Below are 20431 nucleotides of genomic sequence, written 5' to 3' on the forward strand. Positions count from 1 at the left end.
CCCCCGCGCCCGTCCCCTTCGCGGGCGGCCCCTCTCCCCAAGCCCCACAGCGAATCAGGTGTCCCTCTTGGCTTCAGGAAAGTTCTCGTCCCTCAGACGCGGTATGTCACTGGGTCAGTGGGCGGCTGTCGGTGCCACGGGTGTCGTGATCGCAGGCAGCCTGGCCACCTACGCCACGGTCGGTGACGCGCTCAGCTTCGATACCGAGGCGATCGAACCCGACGCCTGGGGCGACCGCCCGGCGAGTGTCGACGGTATCCACAACGTCCTGGTCCTGGGCACCGACGAACGGGCTGGCGACGACGCCGGTTACAACGAGGAGAACGGCATCCGCCCGGACGTGTTGATGATCGCCAGCATCGACACCGACAACGGCGGCGCGACCATGGTCAACCTGCCGCGCGACCTCGTCGTCGACCTGCCCGCCTGTGAGGCCAACGACGAGTACCCGGGCTCCGAGGGCGGCGAGGACCAGCTCAACCACGCCATGCGCTACGGCGGCCTCGACTGCCAGGGCAACGCGGTGGAGAGCGTGACGGGGGTCCACATCGACCACATGGTCGCCGTGGACTTCGCAGGCTTCGAGAACATCGTGGACAGCGTCGGCGGCGTCGAGATGTGTGTGCCCGAACCCGTCGACGACCCCAACGCCGACCTACAGCTGGAGGCGGGGGAGCAGCGTCTGGACGGTTCGGAGGCGCTCGGGCTTGCCCGGTCCCGCGACAGCACCGACCTCGGCAGCGACCTGGGCCGGATCGAGAACCAGCAGCGCATGATCGGAGCGATCCTGCGCGAGGTCCAGAGCGGCGAGATCCTCACCAGCCCCAGCACGCTGCGCAACTTCCTCGACTCGGTCACCGACAGCCTCGTCACGGACGAGGGCCTCAGCCTCGACGTGATGATGGAGCTGGCCGTGGCCATGCGGGAGGTGGACCTGGAGAACATGCACATGGTCACCGTCCCGGTCGACGACCACCCGGCCGACCCGAACAAGGTCGCCTTCCAGGAGCCCGCCGCCCAGGAACTGCTCAGCGCCCTGGCCTCCGGCGAGGCGCTGCCCGGCGAAGGCGACGGCGGTGGTGACGGCGGCGACGGAGGCGGCGGCTCCGACGACGGGGGATCCGACTCCGAGGGCGGGGGCGACGCCGAACCCTCCGACGTGTCCCTGCAGGTGCTGAACAACACCGGCCAGGACGGCCTGGCCACCGAGGTCGAGACCATGCTCAACGAAGAGGGCTTCACGGTCACCGGCACCGGCAACCCGGAGGAGCGCGTCCCGGACGCCACGACCATCTACCACGGACCCGGCCAGGACGCCGAGGCCGAACTGCTGGCCTCCGCCCTGACCACCGCCACGACCGAGGAGGTCCCCGAGCTCGAGGACGACCTGGAGCTCGTCATGGGCTCCGACTGGGGCCCGATCGAAGGCCTGGGCGGCGGAACCGGCGACTCCGAGCTCGACGAACTGGGCGGCACCACGGCCGCGGACGACGACGTCGTCTGCGAGTAGGCGCCGGCCCACGTCCCCGAGGGCCCCGCACCCCGCGCCGGGTGTGGGGCCCTCGTACGTGCGGGACCGACCGCGCACGCACGGGGCCGCGCACGCACGGGGCCGGGCGCGTGCGGGGCCGCGTGCACAGGGAGGCCGTACACGCACGGAGGCCGCGTACGCGGGGAGACCCGTACACAGGGGCCGGGTGGGCACTGAGATCGCTGTACACACGAAACGGGGGCCTGCACGCCCGTGAGCGTGCAGGCCCCCGAAGAGGAAGCGGAAAGGCGCCTCAGGCGCCCGTCTGGCCCCGCATGCCCTTCGGCAGCTTGGCGCCCTTGGGCATCGGGCCCTTGGGCATCTGCGTCTGAGAGGGCAGTGCCTTGAGGCGGTAGTTCAGCTCGGCGGTCCCGGCCTTGTCCAGGTTCCGGGGCAGCTTCACCAGCGTCTTCTGGAGCTTGGAGACCGGCACCTGCTCCTCGCCGTTGCCGACCTTCACGTCGTAGATGGGGGTGTCGTGCGCGACGCGGGCCACACGCTTCTTCTCCCCGGCGATGAGCTGGCGCAGCCGGCCCGGGTCGCCCTCGCCGACCAGGACCACACCCGGGCGGCCCACGACGCGGTGTACGACGTCCATCTGCTTGTTCGCGGTCACACCGGGCTCGACCGCCCAGTTGCCGCGCATGTTCTGCAGGATCACCATGCCGGCGCCCATACGCCCGTCCAGCATCTGGTACTGCACACGCTGGGCGGCGCGCGTGAACATGATGAAACCGACCAGGATCGCCAGGGGCAGACCGGTCAGCGGCCACAGGATCCACGACCCCGTCCAGATACCGATCCCGACGAAGACGGCGAGGATCACCAACCCGACGGCGATCGCCAGCGGGATCGTCCGCGGGCTCTGCTGGCGGACGATCTTGGCGACCATCCCCATCTGCTTGAGGCGGCCCGGCTCCTTCTCGGCGCCGCCCTGCGCGTTGGTCGTCTTCTCGGAACCCTTGGGCTTCTTGGCCATCGTGCTCTCAGGCGGGAAACGTCGGCCCGCGCCGACGGGAACGTGCGTCCCTGCCCCGCCTTGCCTCCTCTTCGCGGTCAAACTGCGGCGCCTCGGCGCCGGTGTGGGCGCCTTCACCCCCAGGATATGTGGACGTCCCGTGGGATGCGGAACGGTGGCCCGCGGGCCACCGTTCCAGCTTGGTCACGACTCGGGTGAAAGACCCGTTACGCGTCGGCCGTGGCCTCCTCGGCCTCCCGCTTGGCCTTGGCCTGCTGGTACAGGCGCCCGGCGCGGTAGGACGAGCGGACCAGGGGCCCGGACATGACGCCGGCGAAACCGATCTCCTCGGCCTCCTCGCCCAGCTCCACGAACTCCTGCGGCTTCACCCACCGGTCGATGGGGTGGTGCAGCTTGGACGGGCGCAGGTACTGGGTGATGGTCAGCAGGTCGCAGCCGGCCTCGTGGAGGTCGCGCATGGCCTCGCTGATCTCCTCACGGGTCTCGCCCATGCCCAGGATCAGGTTGGACTTGGTCACCAGACCGTCGGCGCGCGCCTGCGTGATCACGTCCAGGGAACGCTCGTAACGGAACCCGGGGCGGATACGGCGGAAGATCCGCGGCACCGTCTCGATGTTGTGCGCGAGCACCTCCGGACGCGAACCGAAGACCTCACCGAGCTGCTCCGGGTCGGCGTTGAAGTCCGGGATGAGCAGCTCGACGCCGGTGTCCGGGTTGAGCTCGTGGATCTTGCGGACGGTCTCGGCGTAGAGCCAGGCACCGCCGTCGTCGAGGTCGTCACGGGCCACACCGGTCACGGTGGCGTAGCGCAGCCCCATGGTCTTGACCGAGTTGGCGACCTTGGTCGGCTCCATGACGTCCAACGCGCTGGGCTTGCCGGTGGCGATCTGGCAGAAGTCGCAGCGCCGCGTGCACTGGTCGCCGCCGATGAGGAATGTGGCCTCGCGGTCCTCCCAGCACTCGTAGATGTTGGGGCACCCTGCCTCCTGGCAGACCGTGTTCAGCCCCTCCTTCTTGACCAAGGACTGCAGCTCGGTGTACTCCGGGCCCATCTTCGCCTTGATCTTGATCCACGGCGGCTTCTTCTCGATGGGGGTCTCGCTGTTGCGCGCCTCCACGCGCAGCAGCTTGCGGCCCTCAGGAGCGATCGTCAACGTGAACCCGTTCCCTTCTGTGCCCCGTGACGGGGACCCTCGTGCCCCGGGTGGGGGCGGTGTCCCGATGGGGACGGCTCATGGTGTGGTTGTCATCCACGGGCGGTGGCGCCGGAGAGCAGCTCGGCGCCGTCGGTGTGGCTGTACCCGTCCGCGCCGAGGACGTCGGCCAGATGCCGTTCCAGGAGCGGACGCACCTCGGCGACGGTGACGTCGCGCCCCAGCTCGGCCGTCAGGGAGGTGACCCCGGCGTCGGAGATGCCGCACGGGACGATCCGGTCGAACCACGACATGTCATTATCGCAGTTCAATGCGAGTCCGTGCATACCGACCCCGCGGGCGATCCGGCAGCCGATCGCGGCGATCTTGCGTTCGATCAGGCCGCGGTCGGGGTCGGGCTCGAGCCACACCCCGGTCCGGCCCTCGGTCCGGTGTCCGGTGAGGCCGTGGTCCGCGATGGTGCGGATCACCGCCTCCTCCAGAACCCGGACGTAGGCGATCACGTCCACGGGATCCGGCAGCTTGACGATGGGGTACACCGTCAGCTGGCCGGGGCCGTGCCAGGTGATCTTCCCGCCTCGGTCGATGTCCACGACGGGGGCGCCCGGGTCGGTGATGGGACGATCCCACCTCCCGGTGCGCTTTCCTGCCGTGTACACGGGTTCGTGCTCGAGGAACAGGACGGTGTCGGCCACCTGGTCGGCGACGCGGCCCTCGTGGAGCCGCCGCTGCAGGTCCCATCCCTGGTGGAACGGGACGGGGGTGTCGCCCAGCCATGCGTAAACGAGATCACTCACACACCCCACCTTACGCCCCGGTGGAACGCGCGGGTCGTCCCAGGATGTCGGATGGCGCACGCTCCGGATCCGGGCGTTCGGCGGAATAGCACGCGGCGCCGAGGTGTTGCCGTCGCTCCTGCGCACAGGGCCCCGGTCGGGGCCTGAATCCCGTTCGTCGTTCCGCACGGGCCGGGGTCCCCGAACTCTCCGCAGATTTCCCCGGCTTTTTCTGCCAAAGCCCTGCGCGGGAGCCCCCGCTCTTCTAGATTGAGGGTGGGACATGGAACTCCGCGTCAGCGCGGAGTCACCCGGGGCCACCGGCTGTCGCTCGGCCGTCGTGGCCCTGCCCGCAGACCTTTGATGATGGGGATCATCAGGGGATGGTGATTGGTGGGGTAAAAGCGGGGCGGTGCCGTTCGCGGCGCCGCCCCGTCCGCCGTTCGCCGACCGTACGGCTCAGCCCGACGGATAAGGACGTTTCTCCCGCGCCTCCCTCAGCGAGACCGCCCACCAGAGCAGCTGCCGCATGAGCGTGTCCACCGCCTGCTCCGCGCCCTTCATGGACCCCACAGGGATCCCGTCCGGGTCGAACAGTGCCTGGGCGTCGTGGAAGCTCACCGTGTCCCTGACCGTGGTCACGTGCAGCTCGGAGAAGACCGTGCGCAGCTGCTCCACAGCGCGCAGGCCACCGGAGATCCCGCCGTAGGAGACGAAGGCGACCGGCTTGGCGAACCACTCCTGGCGGGCGGAATCGATCGCGGCCTTGAGCGGGCCGGGGTAGCCGTGGTTGTACTCGGGGGTGAGGACCACAAAACCGTCCGCGGCCGCGACCCGGGCACCGAAATCGGCCAGAGGGGTGCCGTGGCCGTCGCCGTGGCCGAGCTCGGCGACGTCGACCACGTCCAGTTCGACGTCCTCATGCTCGGTCGCGCGTTCCAGGAACCAGCGTGCCACCGCCGGTCCGGTCCGGCCGTTGCGGTTGGCGCCCAGGATCACCGCGATCCGTAGGTCGTTCATGAAATCAGGTCCTTGTCCTGCCGTGGGCAACGTGCCCACGCTAAGACCTCAACTTAAGTTCAGGTCAATTCGGGGCGGGCGTGACCGCCCTCACCGTCGTGGTACCCACATGACGAAGCGGGGCCGGGCACCGCGAACGGCACCCGGCCCCGCGCGCACGCGACGGAGCGGAGCGGACCTACAGGCCCAGCTCGCTCTCGAAGGCGCCCTCCTCCAGGCGCTCCTTGACCGCCTGGAGGAAACGGCCGCCGTCGGCGCTGTCGATCAGGCGCTGGTCGTGGCCCAGCGACAGGTAGACCATCGACCGGACCGCGATGACCTCGCCGGCCATGGCGTCCTCGACGACCACCGGACGCTTGACGACGGCACCCGTGCCCAGGGCCGCCACCTGCGGCTGGTTGATGATCGGGGTGTCGAACAGCGCGCCGGTCGCACCCGACTCGGCGATGGTGAACGTGCCGCCGGTCAGCTCGTCCGGGCCCAGCGCACCGGTGTGGGCGCGCTCGCTCAGGTCGGTGACGGTGCGGGCCAGACCCGTGAGGTTCTGGGAGCCGGCGTCCTTGACCACCGGGGCGAGCAGACCGCGCTCGGTGTCCACGGACACGGCCAGGTTCTCCACGTCGTGGTAGGTCACCTGCTGCTTGTCACCGTCGACCACCGCGTTGAGCTTCGGGTGCACACGCAGCGCCTCGACCGTGGCCAGCGCGAAGAACGCGAAGAAGTCCGGGGCCGAACCGTCGCGCTCGGTCACCCGCTTGCGCAGGTTCGCGATCTTGCTGACGTCGACCTCGACGACCTGCGTGGTGGTCGCGGCGATGCGCTGCGACTCGACCATGCGGTCGGCGATGGACTGGCGCAGGCGCGACAGCTTCTCGGTCTTGCCGCGCAGCGACGTGTCCGCGGCGACCTTGCGCGGGGCCGACGAAGCGGCCGGGGCCGCGGCCGACTTCTGCTCCTCGGCGGCGCGCAGCACGTCCTGCTTGCGCACGCGGCCGCCCACGCCGGTGCCCTCGACCCGGTTGAGGTCCACACCGTGCTCGGTGGCCAGCTTGCGCACCAGCGGCGTCACGTAGGCCTCGCCGACCGCGTCGGTGCCCGAGGACTGCCCGGTGCCCGAGAGCGTCTCCACGTCCACCGACGGACCGCTGCCGTCCTTCTTCTCCTCGGAGGCCGGGGCCGGGGCGGGCTCCTTCGGCTCCTCCTTCGGCTCTTCCGTCTTGGGCTCCGGGGTCGGCTCGGTGCGGGCCGGGGCCGGGGCCTCGGAGTCCATGGGCGGCTGGTCGCCCTCGCCGCCGATGACGGCGATCTCGGCGCCGATGTCGACGGTCTCGTCCTCGTCGACGAGGATCTTGGACAGGACGCCGGCGACCGGGGACGGGATCTCGGTGTCCACCTTGTCGGTGGAGACCTCGAGGAGCGGCTCGTCCACCTCGACGGTGTCGCCGACGCTCTTGAGCCACTGGGTGACGGTCCCCTCGGTGACGCTCTCACCCAGGGCGGGCATCGTCACGGAGGTCGTGGGGCCCTCGGACGAACTCGAGGCGGGCGCGGGCTCGGGCTCCGGCTCGGGCTCGGAGGCCTGCTCGGGCTCCGGCTCCGGTGCACTCTCGGCGGCGGGCTCGGCCGGGGCGTCGGCCTCTTCGCCCTCGCCGCCGATGACGGCGATCTCGGCGCCGATGTCGACGGTCTCGTCCTCGTCGACGAGGATCTTGGACAGGACGCCGGCGACCGGGGACGGGATCTCGGTGTCCACCTTGTCGGTGGAGACCTCGAGGAGCGGCTCGTCCACCTCGACGGTGTCGCCCACGTTCTTCAGCCACTGGGTGACGGTCCCCTCGGTGACGCTCTCACCCAGGGCGGGCATGGAAACGGAAGTCGGCATGGGTTCCTCGTTGGATCTGGGCGCGGTCTCTGCCCAACGACTCGAATGGGCAGCGCGGATGTGCGGGGGCGGGCCCGAGCGGGGCCCGCCCCCGGTGGTGCGGTCAGTCGTGGACGTGCAGCGGCTTGCCCGCGAGAGCGAGGTGGGCCTCGCCCAGCGCCTCCGACTGGCTCGGGTGCGGGTGGATCAGCTGCGCGACCTCGGAGGGCAGAGCCTCCCAGTTGTAGATGAGCTGCCCCTCGGCGACCAGCTCGCCCATGCGGGAGCCGACCATGTGGACGCCCAGAACCGGACCGTCCTTCTCGGCGATGACCTTCACCGCACCCTGCGTCTGCAGGATCTGGCTCTTGCCGTTGCCCGCCAGGTTGTAGTTCATCTCCACGATGTCGTGGCCGCGCTCCTTGGCAACCTCCGAGGTCAGACCCACGGAAGCCACCTCGGGCTCACAGTACGTGACGCGGGGCACACCGTCGTAGTCGATCGCGGGCGGGTTCTGCCCGGTGATGTGCTCGGCCACGAAGATGCCCTCGGCGAAACCGACGTGGGCCAGCTGCAGGGTGGGGATCAGGTCGCCGACCGCGTAGATGTTGCCGACACCCGTGTGCAGGTTCTCGTCGACCTGGACGAACCCGCGGTCGAGCGTGACGCCCTGCTCCTCGTAGCCCAGGCCCTCGGAGACCGGGCCGCGGCCGATGGCGACCAGCAGGACCTCGGCCTCGAGGGTCTTGCCGCCCTCGAGGGTGACGACCACACCGGCGTCGGTGGTCTTGACCGACTCGAACGGCTTGCCCAGCTCCGACTTGATCTTGCGCTTGCGGAAGGCGCGCTCCAGGAGCTTGGAGCTGGACTCCTCCTCGACGGGGACCAGGTGCTTGAGGGCCTCGACGATGGTGACGTCGGCGCCGTAGGAGCGCCACACGCTGGCGAACTCGACACCGATGACGCCGCCGCCCAGGACGATGGCGGACTCGGGGACGCGGTCCATCGTCAGGGCCTGGTCGCTGGTCAGGACCTTCTCGCCGTCGATCTCCAGGCCCAGGGTCTTGGGCTTGGAACCGGTGGCCAGCAGGACGTTCTTGCCCTTGAAGACCTTGCCGTCGACGGTCACCTCGTCCTTGCCGGTGAGCTTGCCCTCACCCTCGACGACGGTGATCTTGCGGGACTTGATCAGACCGGACAGGCCCTTGTACAGGCCGTCGACGACCTTGTCCTTGTACTTGTGGACGGCCCCCATGTCGATGCCCTCGAAGGTGGCCTTGACGCCGAAGGTCTCGCTCTCCTTGGCGGAGTCGGCGACCTCGGCCGAGTGGAGGAGGGCCTTGGTGGGGATGCAGCCGCGGTGCAGGCAGGTGCCGCCGAGCTTGTCTTTCTCGATCAGGACGACGCTCTGGTCCAGCTCTGCGGCGCGCAGTGCCGCCGCGTAGCCGCCGCTGCCGCCGCCAAGGACGACGAGGTCGAAGGTACCGCCGCTCTCACTCACGGGAACGAACTCCTTGTTGTGGTGGCTGGTGATTCAGGTGGTGGTGGGACCGTGCCGCGCACCGGAGGGCGGTGCGCACGCGGCCGCCGCGGGCCGGCGGCGCCCCGGCTCAGAGGCGCCGCCTTGACGCGGTCACTTGCGGGCGTACTCCTCGGCGATACGGACCAGGGTTCGCGTCCCCGCGCCCGTTCCGCCCTTGGGGGTGTGCCCGTGCGGTCCGCCGTGGTTGAACGACGGCCCGGCGATGTCGAGGTGGGCCCAGGAGACCCCCTCGTCGATGAACTCCTTGAGGAAGACGCCGGCGGTCAGCATGCCGCCCCAGCGCTCCGCGGAGACGTTGGCGATGTCTGCGACGGAAGAGTCCAGCCCGGCACGCAGCTCCCCGGGCAGGGGCATGGCCCAAGAGGCCTCGCCCTCGGCGCCGGAGGCCGCGACGATGCTGTCTCGCGCCTCGTCGTCGTTGCCCATGACCGCGAAGACGCGGGTGCCGAGCGCGACCAGCTGGGCGCCGGTCAGCGTGGCGATGTCCACGACCAGGTCCGGCCCGTCCTCCTGGGCGCGCACCAGCGCGTCGGCCATGACCAGGCGGCCCTCGGCGTCGGTGTTGAGCACCTCGACGGTCTTGCCGCCGTACATGTTCAGCACGTCGGAGGGGCGGGAAGCGGTTCCGCTGGGCATGTTCTCGGCCACGGCCAGGTAGCCGACGGCGTTGACCTTCAGGCCCAGGGTGGCGATGGCGCGCATGGCGGCGAGCACGGAGGCGGCGCCGGCCATGTCGGACTTCATCCAGTCCATCGAACCCGCGGGCTTCAGGGACAGGCCGCCGGAGTCGAAGGTGATGCCCTTGCCGACGAACGCGAGCGTCCTGGTCGCCTCCGGGTGGCTGTGCGCCAGCCGGACCAGGCGCGGCGGGTTGGCCGAACCCTGGCCCACACCGGTGATGCCGCCGTAGCCGCCCTCGGTGAGCGCCTGCTCGTCCAGGACCTCGATCTGCAGGTCGGACTCCTGGGCGATGGCCTGCGCGGCCGAGGCGAGGTCCTCGGGGACCAGGTCGGCGGGGGCGGTGTTGACCAGGTCGCGGCTGTAGTTGACCGCCTCGGACAGGACCGCCGCGCGCTCGGCGGCGGACTCGGCACCGGCGGCGGCCGAGACCAGGCTCAGCGTCGCGGGCTGCTCCGCCTTCCGGCGGGCCAGGTCGCTCGTGCGGTAACGGTCGAAGGTGTACAGGCCGAGCTGTGCGCCCAGGGCGACGGCACCGGCCTGCTCCGCGTTCTCGGCGGGCAGGGCCAGCGCGACACGGCCGGCGCCCTCGGGGCGGGCGGCCAGGGCGCGCAGCGCGGCGCCCGCGGAACGGGACAGGACATCGGGGTCGACGGGGCCGTCGGAGGGCGCCGGGCCGAGACCGACCGCGACGACGACCGGGGCCGAGACGGCTCCGAGGGAAGCAATGGTGTGCACCTCCTCAGGCGCGCCGCCCGCTCCCAGGAGCGACAGGGTCGAGGCGAGGCCGCCGGAGAAGGCGGCATCGACGTCATGAGCGCCCGACGCGGGCTCCGGAGCATCGCCTCCGGAGTGGTAACCGACGACGATGGCGTCGGCGTCGAGCGTGCTGGGGGACTCCGTAATTACTGACAACGTCGTGCTCACGCCAACGATGCTAGTCGCCCCGCGCGCCCGGCGGCGACGTGGCGCCCCGGCTCCCCGAGGCGCTGACACGGAGCTCGGGGGCGCTGCGCGGACCGGCCCGTCCCCCCGGTGGCTCGTGCGCCCGCGTGCGCCGAGGGCCACTCTCACCGCCGGTGGGGGGTCGCGCACGGCATTGCACGGGCCGAACTGCGTTGCCCCGAGCGGTCGGCCGTGAAACGCGGTGTGAAAAAAAGTGATGATGCCGACACGGCACAGGCGGGAACATCGGCCCGGTTCCACGAAAGCCCTGGTCGGGGTCGATACCCGGGTTCACACCCGCCCGGCGAACGCGGCCAGGACCACCAGCGCGGCCGTGCCTGCGGCCTCCGCCAGCGCCCCCAGGACGTCGCCGGTGATGCCGCCGAGACGCCGCACGCAGTGCCGCAGCAGAACCGCCGCCACCGCGAGGCCGGCGACCGCCGCGACCGCTCCGCCCAGCGCCCAGGGGAACCCCAGGAACCAGCCGAGCAGCCAGAACAGGAGCAGGGCACCCGACGCCAGGGCCAGGCCCGGCAGCCGCACGCTGCCGGCCACGAACGCGCCCAGCCCTTCCTCACGGGCCGACGGAACCGCGGGCAGGCATGCTCCGGTCACCGCAGCGCGCCCCACAGCCCCGGCCAGTGCCGCACCCGTCAGGGCCAGAGCGGGGGAGGCCGCCACCAGCTGTCCCAGCGCGAGGGTCTGGGCCCCAACCGCCACGACGAGTGTCACCACCCCGAACGGACCGATGTCGGAACGGCGCATGACCTCCAGAGCACCGTCGGGCCGGCGCCCGCTGCCCAGGCCGTCGGCCACGTCGGCGAGCCCGTCCAGGTGCAGTCCCCGGGTGACCAGTGCACCCAGGCCCACTCCCAGCAGCGCCGCCAGGGCCGGGTCCAGCCCCAGCCGCGCCCCGGCCACGGCGATGACCCCGCAGGCCAGACCGACGAGTGCGCCGAGCCACGGTGCCCAGGCCATCGCCCAGCCGGCCACCGACCGGTCCAGGCGCCCGGCCCGCACCGGCACCGCCGTGAACGTGCCCGCCGCCATGCGTGCGCCGTCGACCACGTCGGCCAGGCGCCCCACTGCCGGGTTCATCGGAGCTCCACCACCCGTCCCGCAGCGGCCAGCACCACGTCCTCGGACTCGGAGCCCACCCACTGGTTGAGCCGGCCCAGGTGGTCGCGGAACAGGCGGCCCGCCCGGGTCGCGGGCACGACCCCCGAGCCGACCTCGTTGGTCACCGCGACCACGTAGGCCCGGGTGCCGCGCCAAGCCTCGAGCAGCGCACGCAGTTCGGCCTCCAGGGCCTCCTCCGCCTCGGCGGGGACCTCGTCGGCCCACATCCCGTGCCGGTCCATCGCCGCGGCCAACCAGGTGCCCAGGCAGTCGACGAGCACGGCGCCGCGGGCGCGCCGGAGAAGCTCGGCCAGGTCGGAGGTCTCCTCGGTGTGCCACCACCACGGACGGCGTTCAACGTGCTGCTGCACGCGTCCGGCCCACTCCGGGTCCTGCGCGGGGTCGGGGGAAGGGCCCGTGGCCGCGTACACGACCCGGGGCTCGGCCAGCAGGCGCACCTCGGCCTCGGTGGACTTGCCCGACCGGGCGCCGCCGGTCACCAGCGTGCGGTGCGGGCCCTGCGGGCGCGGTTCCGGCCACACTGAGGGCGGGCAGGACATGACGCTGCCGTCGCTCGGGACCAGGGCGCCCCACAGGCGGGCCCGGCGCGCGAACTCCTCGGGTGAACGCACCCAGTGGTCCCCGCCGACCGCGACCACGGCCGTCGTCACACCTATGATCCCGGCGCGGCGCAGCTCACCGATGGTCTCCGGGCGCTGCGCGGCGTCCACGACGACCATGTCGACCTGCTGGGGCGGGGCGGAGGCGTAACCGGACCGGCCCGAGGGGTCCTCGACCGGGGGTACCGCGGGGAGCGGGCCCGGCGAGGTGCGTGCGATCAGGAGTCTGCCGCCGTCGGGGCCCTCCACGAGGGTTCCGTCCGCGGTCGAGGTGACGGTGTAGGTCGGCGGTACGGGGCCCACCGCGCCGCCCTCGCGGACCCGGAAACGGTCGTCCACGGTCACGCGCAACGGCAGACGGCGGTCGGCCTGGGCTTTGTTGCAGGAGGAGCAGGTGCACTGCGGTGCCGGCCAGCCCGCGTGCCCCGCCGTCCCCGGAAAACGGATACGCACCCGATGCAGTAAACCGCATCCCGATCCCCGCTTTGGTTAAGCTCGGCACCGACCGCGGCTGCCGAGGCCGCGGTGTCCCCGACGAAGGGTGGTCAACATGGCGTGGACCTGGCGCTACTTCGGGCCCGACGGCGACGAACTGGGGCAGGACCTGCCCTCGGAGTCGTTCACCTCCCGAGGAGACGCCGAGAGCTGGCTCGGCGAGAACTGGCACGAGCTGGCCGACGGCGGCGTGGGGCGCGTCGCCCTCATGGACGAGGACCGCGAGGTCTACGCGATGTCGCTGGAGTCGGCGGAGTAGTCCCCCTGCAGTCGTGCCCCCGCGAGCGCCGTGTCCGGTCCCCGGGCACGGCGCTCAGTCGTCCTGTTCGGCGATCTCGGGCAGGCACGTGTCGAAGTCCAAGGAGAAGTCGCCGGCCTCGGCGTCGTAACACGCGCTGACCGGGTGGGCGCCCTCCACATGCGGCTCGTAGTCGATGTCCCCGAAGGCCAGTAGGCCGCGGGCCGGCGCGTTCTCGAAGGTCAGGGTGATCTCCTGGGTGCTCTCGTTCACGGGGCCGGTGGAACCGCTCCCGGTCGTGTAACCGTCCGGCGCCTCAATGCGGCCGCGTACTCGCGGTGCACCCTCTTGAGCGCGACGGGACGGCCGCGCGGGTCGGTCGCGGCGTGCACGACGCCCATTCCGCCCGCGCCCAGGCGTCCGCGCAGGCGGTAACGGCCCACTCTGCGCGGGTCCGTGGGCGCGGGTGTCCCGAGGGTGTCCTGGAGCTCGTCAGGCCGCTGCGGCGGGGGATGCGACACCGGTTCGCCCGTCCTTCGTGCTGGGGGTTGAAGCGGATCCTACCCACCGGCACGCGGCGGCCCCGGCGCCCTCGGTGCCGGGGCCGCTTGTGGCCATCCACCCCCGTGGGGGAGGGGTTCAGGCGCGGATGTCGTCCGGGCTCCTGGTCAGCGCCGGATCGCGCACGATGCTCTCGCCGAGCACCTCGTCGATGCGCGCCATCAGCCCGTCGTCGAGCTTCACCCCGGCCGCCTGCACGTTCTTGTGCACCTGCTCGGGCCGCGAGGCGCCGATGATCGCGCTGGAGACGTTGCCGTTCTGCAGCACCCACGCGAGCGCGAGCTGCGCCAGGTCCAGTCCGGCCTCGGCCGCCAGCGGCTCCAATGCCTGGACCCGCTCGAGCAGAGCCCGGTCGGAGACCTTGTCCGCCACGAACTTCTCGCTCTTGGGGTCGGTGGCCCGAGTCCCGCTCGGCAACTCCTGCCCCGGCTTGTACTTGCCGGTCAGCACACCACCGGCCAACGGCGACCACACGATCTGCCCCAGGCCCTCGCGCTCGCTGGTCGGCACGACCTCGCTCTCGATGACCCGCCAGACCATGTTGTACTGCGGCTGGTTCGAGACGAGCCGGTCGAAGCCCATCTCGTCGGCGATCTTCAGCGCCCGCTCGATCTGGTCGGCCCGCCACTCGGAGACGCCGACGTAGAGGACCTTGCCCTGGCGCACCAGGTCGTCGAAGGCCCGCATCGTCTCCTCGAGCGGGGTCGTGTGGTCGAACCGGTGCGCCTGGTAGAGGTCCAGGTAATCGGTGCCGATACGGCGCAGGGAGTCCTCCACACCGCGCACGACGTGCTTGCGGGAGAGCCCCTTGTCGTTCTTGCCCTCGCCCATGGGCATGAAGACCTTGGAGAAGATCTCGAGCCCGTCCCGGCGCTCACCCTTCAGCGCGCGCCCCAGGACCTCCTCGGCCCGGCCGCCGGCGTAGACGTCGGCGGTGTCGAAGGTGGTGACGCCGGCGTCGAGGGCAGCCCGCACGCACTGCTTGGCGGTGTCCTCCTCGACCTGCGAACCGTGCGTGATCCAGTTGCCGTACGAGATCTCGCTGACCATCAGGCCGCTGTTGCCCAGATAACGGAATTCCATGACCGGAGCCTAACGCCGCCGGTGCCGCCCGCCGAGGTCCCCGGACCGGCCCGCACGCCCCTGCATCCGGGCCCGGACATGAGTGAGGGGCCGATGCGTGCACCGGCCCCGTCTCACGTGAACTGCGGACTTACTGGACTGATGGGGATGGATCAGCGCGCTGCGTTGCGCGGGGTCGGGTCGTCGCCGACCTTGACCTCGGGCTTGGGCAGGCGCAGGCGTCGGAACTGGAGCTGGCGCATGGCCACGTACCAGCTGATGCCCTTCAGGGTGGGGTCGTCGGGGAAGTACTCGGCTGCACGGCGCTTGACCGTGCGGCCGATCATGATGCCCTCGAAGATGATCGACATCATCATGAGCGGCCAGAGGATGTAGGCCACACCGATCTGGAAGAGCGGGTTGTTCACGAACAACAACGCGATGATCACGATCGAGAACGGCAGGAAGAACTCGCTGACGCTGCGCCGGGAGTCGACGTAGTTTCGGGCGAACGCCCGGGCATCACCGTAGTCCTGCTGCCTGTAGTACCTCTCCTGCCCCTTCGGAGCGCCGGAACGCCGGGCCTCGCGCCCTCGTTGACGGTCGAGACGGTCCCGGTAGGCCCGGTACGCCTCCTTACGCGTCTGCGGGGCGTTCAGCGGCCGGCGCAGGTCCTGTTCGGATTCCTTGCGCTTTGGGGTGGGGACACCCTTCTTGGGGGTATATCCCTTAGGTTGGGTGGCCTCAGTGGCCTCAGGGCTGGCGGATTCGGCAGCGGCCGAATCCGTGTCTGCGGAAGCGGAGCGACGTCGGAACACACCTTCAGGGTAGCCGGTCACAGCTTTATGGCGACCGCGGGCCAGACCGCGTAGGGTTGGGCAAAGCGCCCGCTGGGAACAGCCGATGTACGGACCGAGAAGGGGACGGCCACGCCGATGAGCGTGTTTCAGCGACTTTCGATGATCTTCAAGTCCAAGGCCAACAAGGCCATGGACTCGGTCGAGGACCCCAGGGAAACACTCGACTACTCTTACCAGAAGCAGCTCGAACTCTTGCAGAAGGTCCGCCGTGGGGTGGCCGACGTCGCGACCTCCCGCAAGCGGGTCGAGCTCCAGATCCAGCAGCTCGAACAGCAGTCCGGCAAGCTGGAGAACCAGGGCCGTACCGCCCTCACCCAGGGCCGGGAGGACCTCGCCCGCGAGGCCCTGACCCGCCGCTCCGGCCTCACCAGCCAGATCGAGGGACTGCGCGAGCAGCACGCCAACCTCCAGCAGGAGGAGCAGAAGCTCACCACCGCCGCTCAGCGTCTGCAGGCCAAGGTGGACTCCTTCCGCACCCGCAAGGAGACCATCAAGGCCACCTACACCGCCGCCCAGGCCCAGACGCAGATCAGCGAGGCCTTCTCCGGCATCTCCGAGGAGATGGGCGATGTCGGCATGGCGGTGCAGCGCGCGGAGGACAAGACCAGCGAGATGCAGGCCCGTGCCGGGGCCGTCGACGAGCTGCTGGCCTCCGGTGCGCTCGACGACGTCACCGGTTCCGGTTCCAAGGACGACATCCAGTCCGAGCTGGACCGCATGGCCAGCACCACCGGCGTGGAGTCCGACCTCGAGCGCATGAAGGCCGAGCTCGGCCAGGGCGACGGCGGTTCCACCCCGCAGATCGAGGGCGGGAACGGCCAGAAGGAGGGCTCGTGATCGTCCGCATCATGGGTGAGGGGCAGGTGGACCTCACCGAGGCCGACCTGGACCTGCTCAACTCCTACGACGACGCGTTGGAGCGGGCCATCGAGTCCGGCGACGAGGCGACCTTCCGCAAGGCCCTGCACGACCTCCTCGAGCGGGTCCGCCAGGACGGTGAGCCGCTCTCCCCCGACGCCCTGAAGCCCTCCGAGTACATCCTCCCGCACGCCGACGCGAGCATGGAGGAGGTCCGGGAGATGCTCCAGGACGACGGGCTCATCCCCGGCTGACCCCGGCTCCGGGTGACCGGCCGGCAGGGCTCCCGCCCGACCGTCCGCAGGCCCCGGCCCCAGACGAGCGCCAACGGCCGCCGTGACGACAGCGTCACGGCGGCCGCGGCGTACCCGGGATCCCCGCGCCGACGACTGTGCGACCCCTCACGCCGGGACACGCACCCGGGCGCTTTAACCCGCTTCTCACCTCGGAGAACTACACTTCCGGAGCAGCCGTCGCGGGGGAGGAGTCCACACACATGGCGGGATCCAAATTCAGACCTGACCGCGGCCTCACCGCCCGGATGGTCCTGACGATGGCTCTGCTGTTCGTCGTCTACGTCCTGTTCGTGGTCGGACTGGTCGCGGCGGGCCTCAACATCTGGCTGGTGCTCATCCTCGTGGCCGCCTTCGCGGCCTTCTCCTTCTTCTCCTCCGACAAGATCGCCATGTTCGCCATGGGCGCCAAGGAGGTCTCACCCCAGCAGGCGCCCGAGCTGCACGCCGTCGTCGACCGGCTGTGCGCCATGGCCGACATGTCCAAGCCCCGCGTGGGCATCGCCGACACCGACGTGCCCAACGCCTTCGCGACCGGCCACAGCGAGAAGACCGCGGTGATCTGCGTGACCACCGGCCTCATGCGGCGCCTGGAGGGCCCCGAGCTCGAGGCCGTCGTCGCGCACGAACTGTCCCACATCGCCCACCGCGACGTCATGGTCATGACGGTGGCCGGGTTCCTCGGCATCGTCGCCGGCTTCCTCACCCAGGCCGGGCTCCGCTTCGCCATGTTCAGCGGCATGGCCGGCGGCCGCAGCAACAACAACGGCCCGGCGCCCGCGGTCGTGGCCCTGCTCGTGGTCGTGGTCAGCGCAGCCGCCTGGGTGCTGAGCTTCCTCCTCACCCGGGCGTTGTCGCGCTACCGTGAGCTCGCCGCCGACCGCGCCGCCGCCTACCTCACCGGCCGACCGTCCATGCTCAGCAGCGCCCTGACCAAGATCACCGGCGACATGGCACGCATCCCCACCCGCGACCTGCGCCAGGCCGAGCCGTTCAACGCCTTCTTCTTCGCCCCGGCCCTGTCGCAGAAGGGCTTCAGCTTCAGCCAGCTCGTCGCCACCCACCCGCCGGTCCAGCAGCGGGTGAGCCGGCTGGCCGACATCTCGCGGCAGCTCGGCCAGGGACACTGATCCGCCCCCGAGACCCGGAACCGGAGTCCACCCATGAGTTTCTGGCGCGCCCTGCTGGGGCGGTCCAAGCCCGCCAAGCCCGACCTCGACGCCCTGTTCGGCCTGCCGACGGCCGCCATCACCCTGCGCGCGGCGGCCGGTTTCACCCCGACCGGAACCGGGTCGGTGGCCTTCCGTGCCGCAGAGGGCGCGGACTTCCAGAGCGTGGAGAGCGACGTCACCGCTCTGCTGGATGCCGGTGACGGACCCCCGGTGCGCCAGGTCACCGACGACTACGGCTACACGTGGATCGTGGTGCGCACCGCCCACGCACCCGAGGGCGACGACCCCGATCCCGACATCAGCGGCCTGGTCACCGACCTGCACGCGGTCAACTCCACGCTCGAGGTCAACGGCTACGGGCCGTCCCTGCTGTGCTCGCTCGTGGGGTTCAACGACACCCGCGGGCGCTCGCTCGGCCTGGTCTACCTGTACAAGCGCGGAACCTTCTACCCGTTCGCCCCGGCCGGGGGACAGCGCCGCGACAACGCTCTCGAACTGCAGGTCGAGGCGGCCATCGGCAACGACCTCCCGATGGAGAAGGACCGTTCGCGCTGGTTCCCCGTCTACGGAGCCCCCGGGCTCTGACCTGCGCGGACCCCGGTCCTGCCTGCCACGGCCGTCCGCAGGGGCGTCCGGAAGATGGCATCGGGGGCCGGGGAAGATTACCCTGGGGCTTACGAGCACATTGTTCCCCGACCATCTTCCACTGCGGCCGGCCCGCAGAGGGAAGGACGGGGACGACATGGCGGCCGCACGGCGGAATGCCGGGCAACTTTCCGGCGTTGACAACCGTTGAAGAGGACAGGACCGGCTGAGCCCGGTCGGGCCCCGTCGCGACCGGGGCAGCCAGGCGGCCGCACCCTTTGTTATGAGGAGCTTTACAGATGACGGTTCAGAGCGAGACCACCGAGGGCATCATCCTCACCGATGAGGCGGCCGGCAAGGTCAAGGCGCTGCTCGACCAGGAGGGCCGCGACGACCTGCGCCTGCGCGTCGCCGTTCAGCCCGGTGGTTGCTCGGGGCTGCGCTACCAGCTCTACTTCGACGAGCGTGAGCTCGACGGTGACGTCGTCGCCGACTTCGGCGGCGTCGAGGTGGTCACCGACCGGATGAGCTCCCCGTACCTCATCGGTGCCACGATCGACTTCGTCGACACCATCGAGAAGCAGGGGTTCACCATCGACAACCCCAACGCCACCGGCTCCTGCGCCTGCGGCGACTCCTTCAACTAAAACGTAGGGAATCCGTCCGGCCGCTCCGGCCAGGCGGAACACCCCTGGGAGGGCGGACCGAGCGGTCCGCCCTCCCTTTTGTGGTGCCGGACGCCATAGACGGGAGCGCGGTGGCCATGGGTACGCTGATGCAGTCCTTTCGGGGGGCCTGAATAGCCCACCCGTCACACAGGTCGCCCCGAACGACCCGTCCCCGAGCAAGGAGCTCTCGCCCCGTGAGAATCGCGGTTGCCGGATCCATCGCCACCGACCACCTCATGTCCTTCGACGGTCGGTTCGCCGAGCAGATCATCCCCGAGCAGATCCAGCAGTTGTCCCTGTCGTTCCTCGTCGACGAACTCGACGTACGCCGGGGCGGCGTGGCCCCCAACATCTGCTTCGGTCTGGGCACCTTCGGACTGAGCCCCGTCCTGGTGGGTGCCGCCGGCGCCGACTTCGAGGAGTACCGCGCCTGGCTGGACCGGCACGGTGTCGACACCTCCTCCGTCCTCATCTCGGAGCTGCGCCACACCGCACGGTTCGTGTGCACCACGGACCGCGACCAGAACCAGATCGCCTCGTTCTACGCCGGTGCCATGGCCGAGGCCCGCAACATCGAGATCAAGCCGATCAACGACCGCCTGGGCGGGATCGACCTGCTACTCATCGGTGCGGACGACCCGGCGGCGATGGTGCGCCACAGCGAGGAGTGCCGTTCCCGCTCCATCCCCTTCGCCGCGGACCCCTCCCAGCAGCTGGCACGCATGGAGGGCCCCGAGGTGCGCAGCCTGATCGAGGGCGCCGCCATCCTGTTCACCAACGAGTACGAGAAGGCGCTGGCCGAGCAGAAGACCGGCTGGAGCGACGAGCAGATCCTCGACCGCGTCGGCATCCGCATCACGACGCTCGGTTCCAAGGGCGCCCGTCTGGACCGCAAGGGCGAGCCCAGCATCCACGTGCCGGCGGCCTCCGTCGACAAGCTGGTCGACCCCACGGGCATGGGTGACTCCTTCCGCGCCGGCTTCCTGGCCGCCCACTCCTGGGGCCTGCCCCTGGAGCGCGCCGCGCAGGTCGGCAACGCCACCGCCGTGCACTGCCTGGAGGCCGACGGGCCCCAGGAGTACACCCTCACCCCCCAGAGCCTCCTCGCACGCATCGAGGCCTCCTACGGCAAGGAAGCCGCCGACGAGGTCCGCCCCCACCTGTGATCCGCCCCCGCATGCGATGACGAGGGACGCACCCCCGCTGTAACGAGGGACGCACCCCCGCTGTAACGAGGGACTCCCTCACGAGGGTCCTGGGCACCGCCCGGGACCCTCTAGAGTAGGAAGCTGTGACTCGCACGACCCGGTCCTTCCCGGACCGGGTTGCTGCCCGCACGACTCGGCTCCGCCGACCAAGCGCGGGGAGCCTCCGTGCCCCCGGTGCGCTGAAACGCGTGCCGGCAGACCGAGC

20 protein-coding genes are annotated in these 20431 nt (G+C 70.6%); 8 read left to right on the forward strand and 12 right to left on the reverse strand.

Annotated elements, in window-relative coordinates; translation table 11 throughout:
• Positions 1 to 103: 103 nt before the first annotated feature.
• Positions 104 to 1510, forward strand: coding sequence for an LCP family protein (locus tag IDM40_RS10050; RefSeq protein WP_193121673.1), 1407 nt, complete (start codon positions 104 to 106; stop codon positions 1508 to 1510).
• 274 nt (positions 1511 to 1784) lie between these two features.
• Here IDM40_RS10050 and IDM40_RS10055 read toward each other — a convergent pair whose 3' ends face one another.
• The 9 genes from IDM40_RS10055 to IDM40_RS10095 form a co-directional block, all read right to left on the reverse strand.
• Complete coding sequence (locus tag IDM40_RS10055; protein ID WP_193121674.1) at positions 1785 to 2510, reverse strand: DUF4191 domain-containing protein; 726 nt, start codon at positions 2508 to 2510, stop codon at positions 1785 to 1787.
• Between the two features lie 206 nt (positions 2511 to 2716).
• On the reverse strand, positions 2717 to 3664 hold the full coding sequence (gene lipA / locus IDM40_RS10060) for a lipoyl synthase (RefSeq protein ID WP_193121675.1): 948 nt from the start codon (positions 3662 to 3664) through the stop codon (positions 2717 to 2719).
• Between the two features lie 92 nt (positions 3665 to 3756).
• Entirely contained in the window at positions 3757 to 4461 is a 705-nt protein-coding gene (gene lipB / locus IDM40_RS10065) for a lipoyl(octanoyl) transferase LipB (RefSeq protein WP_193121676.1), read from the reverse strand.
• A gap of 438 nt (positions 4462 to 4899) precedes the next feature.
• Positions 4900 to 5460: an NADPH-dependent FMN reductase gene (locus IDM40_RS10070; RefSeq protein ID WP_193121677.1), complete on the reverse strand. Its 561-nt coding sequence runs from the start codon at positions 5458 to 5460 to the stop codon at positions 4900 to 4902.
• A 178-nt stretch (positions 5461 to 5638) separates the two neighbouring features.
• Complete coding sequence (sucB, locus tag IDM40_RS10075) at positions 5639 to 7342, reverse strand: 2-oxoglutarate dehydrogenase, E2 component, dihydrolipoamide succinyltransferase (protein WP_193121678.1); 1704 nt, start codon at positions 7340 to 7342, stop codon at positions 5639 to 5641.
• Positions 7343 to 7445: 103 nt separating this feature from the next.
• Positions 7446 to 8822, reverse strand: a complete 1377-nt coding sequence (gene lpdA, locus IDM40_RS10080) for a dihydrolipoyl dehydrogenase (RefSeq protein WP_193121679.1) — start codon at positions 8820 to 8822, stop codon at positions 7446 to 7448.
• A 132-nt stretch (positions 8823 to 8954) separates the two neighbouring features.
• A complete protein-coding gene (locus tag IDM40_RS10085; RefSeq protein ID WP_193121680.1) occupies positions 8955 to 10469 on the reverse strand; it encodes a leucyl aminopeptidase in 1515 nt (504 codons plus the stop codon).
• Between the two features lie 309 nt (positions 10470 to 10778).
• On the reverse strand, positions 10779 to 11585 hold the full coding sequence (locus tag IDM40_RS10090) for an adenosylcobinamide-GDP ribazoletransferase (protein ID WP_193121681.1): 807 nt from the start codon (positions 11583 to 11585) through the stop codon (positions 10779 to 10781).
• A complete protein-coding gene (locus IDM40_RS10095) occupies positions 11582 to 12571 on the reverse strand; it encodes a bifunctional adenosylcobinamide kinase/adenosylcobinamide-phosphate guanylyltransferase (RefSeq protein WP_193121765.1) in 990 nt (329 codons plus the stop codon). The genes IDM40_RS10090 and IDM40_RS10095 overlap by 4 nt, the downstream gene beginning before the upstream one ends.
• A 205-nt stretch (positions 12572 to 12776) precedes the next feature.
• Here IDM40_RS10095 and IDM40_RS10100 point away from each other — a divergent pair, with 205 nt between their 5' ends.
• Positions 12777 to 12980, forward strand: a complete 204-nt coding sequence (locus tag IDM40_RS10100) for a hypothetical protein (RefSeq protein WP_193121682.1) — start codon at positions 12777 to 12779, stop codon at positions 12978 to 12980.
• A 54-nt stretch (positions 12981 to 13034) separates the two neighbouring features.
• Here the strand turns inward: IDM40_RS10100 and IDM40_RS10105 are convergent, their stop codons facing one another.
• From IDM40_RS10105 to IDM40_RS10115, 3 genes are all read right to left on the reverse strand, one after another.
• Positions 13035 to 13232, reverse strand: a complete 198-nt coding sequence (locus IDM40_RS10105; RefSeq protein WP_193121683.1) for a hypothetical protein — start codon at positions 13230 to 13232, stop codon at positions 13035 to 13037.
• A 366-nt stretch (positions 13233 to 13598) separates the two neighbouring features.
• Entirely contained in the window at positions 13599 to 14603 is a 1005-nt protein-coding gene (locus IDM40_RS10110; RefSeq protein ID WP_193121684.1) for an aldo/keto reductase family protein, read from the reverse strand.
• Positions 14604 to 14755: 152 nt separating this feature from the next.
• Positions 14756 to 15400 (reverse strand): DUF3043 domain-containing protein, encoded by a 645-nt coding sequence (locus tag IDM40_RS10115; RefSeq protein ID WP_193121685.1) that lies wholly within the window; start codon positions 15398 to 15400, stop codon positions 14756 to 14758.
• A 117-nt stretch (positions 15401 to 15517) separates the two neighbouring features.
• On the opposite strand from IDM40_RS10115, the gene IDM40_RS10120 reads away from it, so the two are divergent.
• The 6 genes from IDM40_RS10120 (at position 15518) to IDM40_RS10145 (ending at position 20184) form a co-directional block, all read left to right on the forward strand.
• The gene (locus IDM40_RS10120) at positions 15518 to 16279 is read left to right on the forward strand and encodes a PspA/IM30 family protein (RefSeq protein WP_193121686.1); all 762 of its coding nucleotides are present in this window, start codon (positions 15518 to 15520) and stop codon (positions 16277 to 16279) included.
• On the forward strand, positions 16276 to 16554 hold the full coding sequence (gene pspAA / locus IDM40_RS10125; RefSeq protein WP_193121687.1) for a PspA-associated protein PspAA: 279 nt from the start codon (positions 16276 to 16278) through the stop codon (positions 16552 to 16554). Before IDM40_RS10120 ends, pspAA begins: the two co-directional genes overlap by 4 nt.
• 242 nt (positions 16555 to 16796) lie before the next feature.
• Positions 16797 to 17723 (forward strand): zinc metalloprotease HtpX, encoded by a 927-nt coding sequence (gene htpX / locus IDM40_RS10130; RefSeq protein ID WP_193121688.1) that lies wholly within the window; start codon positions 16797 to 16799, stop codon positions 17721 to 17723.
• A gap of 33 nt (positions 17724 to 17756) precedes the next feature.
• Positions 17757 to 18350, forward strand: a complete 594-nt coding sequence (pspAB, locus tag IDM40_RS10135) for a PspA-associated protein PspAB (RefSeq protein ID WP_193121689.1) — start codon at positions 17757 to 17759, stop codon at positions 18348 to 18350.
• A 299-nt stretch (positions 18351 to 18649) separates the two neighbouring features.
• Positions 18650 to 18997, forward strand: coding sequence for a HesB/IscA family protein (locus IDM40_RS10140; RefSeq protein ID WP_017614329.1), 348 nt, complete (start codon positions 18650 to 18652; stop codon positions 18995 to 18997).
• A gap of 215 nt (positions 18998 to 19212) precedes the next feature.
• A complete protein-coding gene (locus tag IDM40_RS10145) occupies positions 19213 to 20184 on the forward strand; it encodes a carbohydrate kinase family protein (RefSeq protein WP_193121690.1) in 972 nt (323 codons plus the stop codon).
• Positions 20185 to 20431 lie beyond the last annotated feature (247 nt).

The sequence above is a fragment of the Nocardiopsis coralli genome, from assembly GCF_014892575.1.
GTDB classification, from domain to species: Bacteria; Actinomycetota; Actinomycetes; order Streptosporangiales; family Streptosporangiaceae; genus Nocardiopsis; species Nocardiopsis coralli.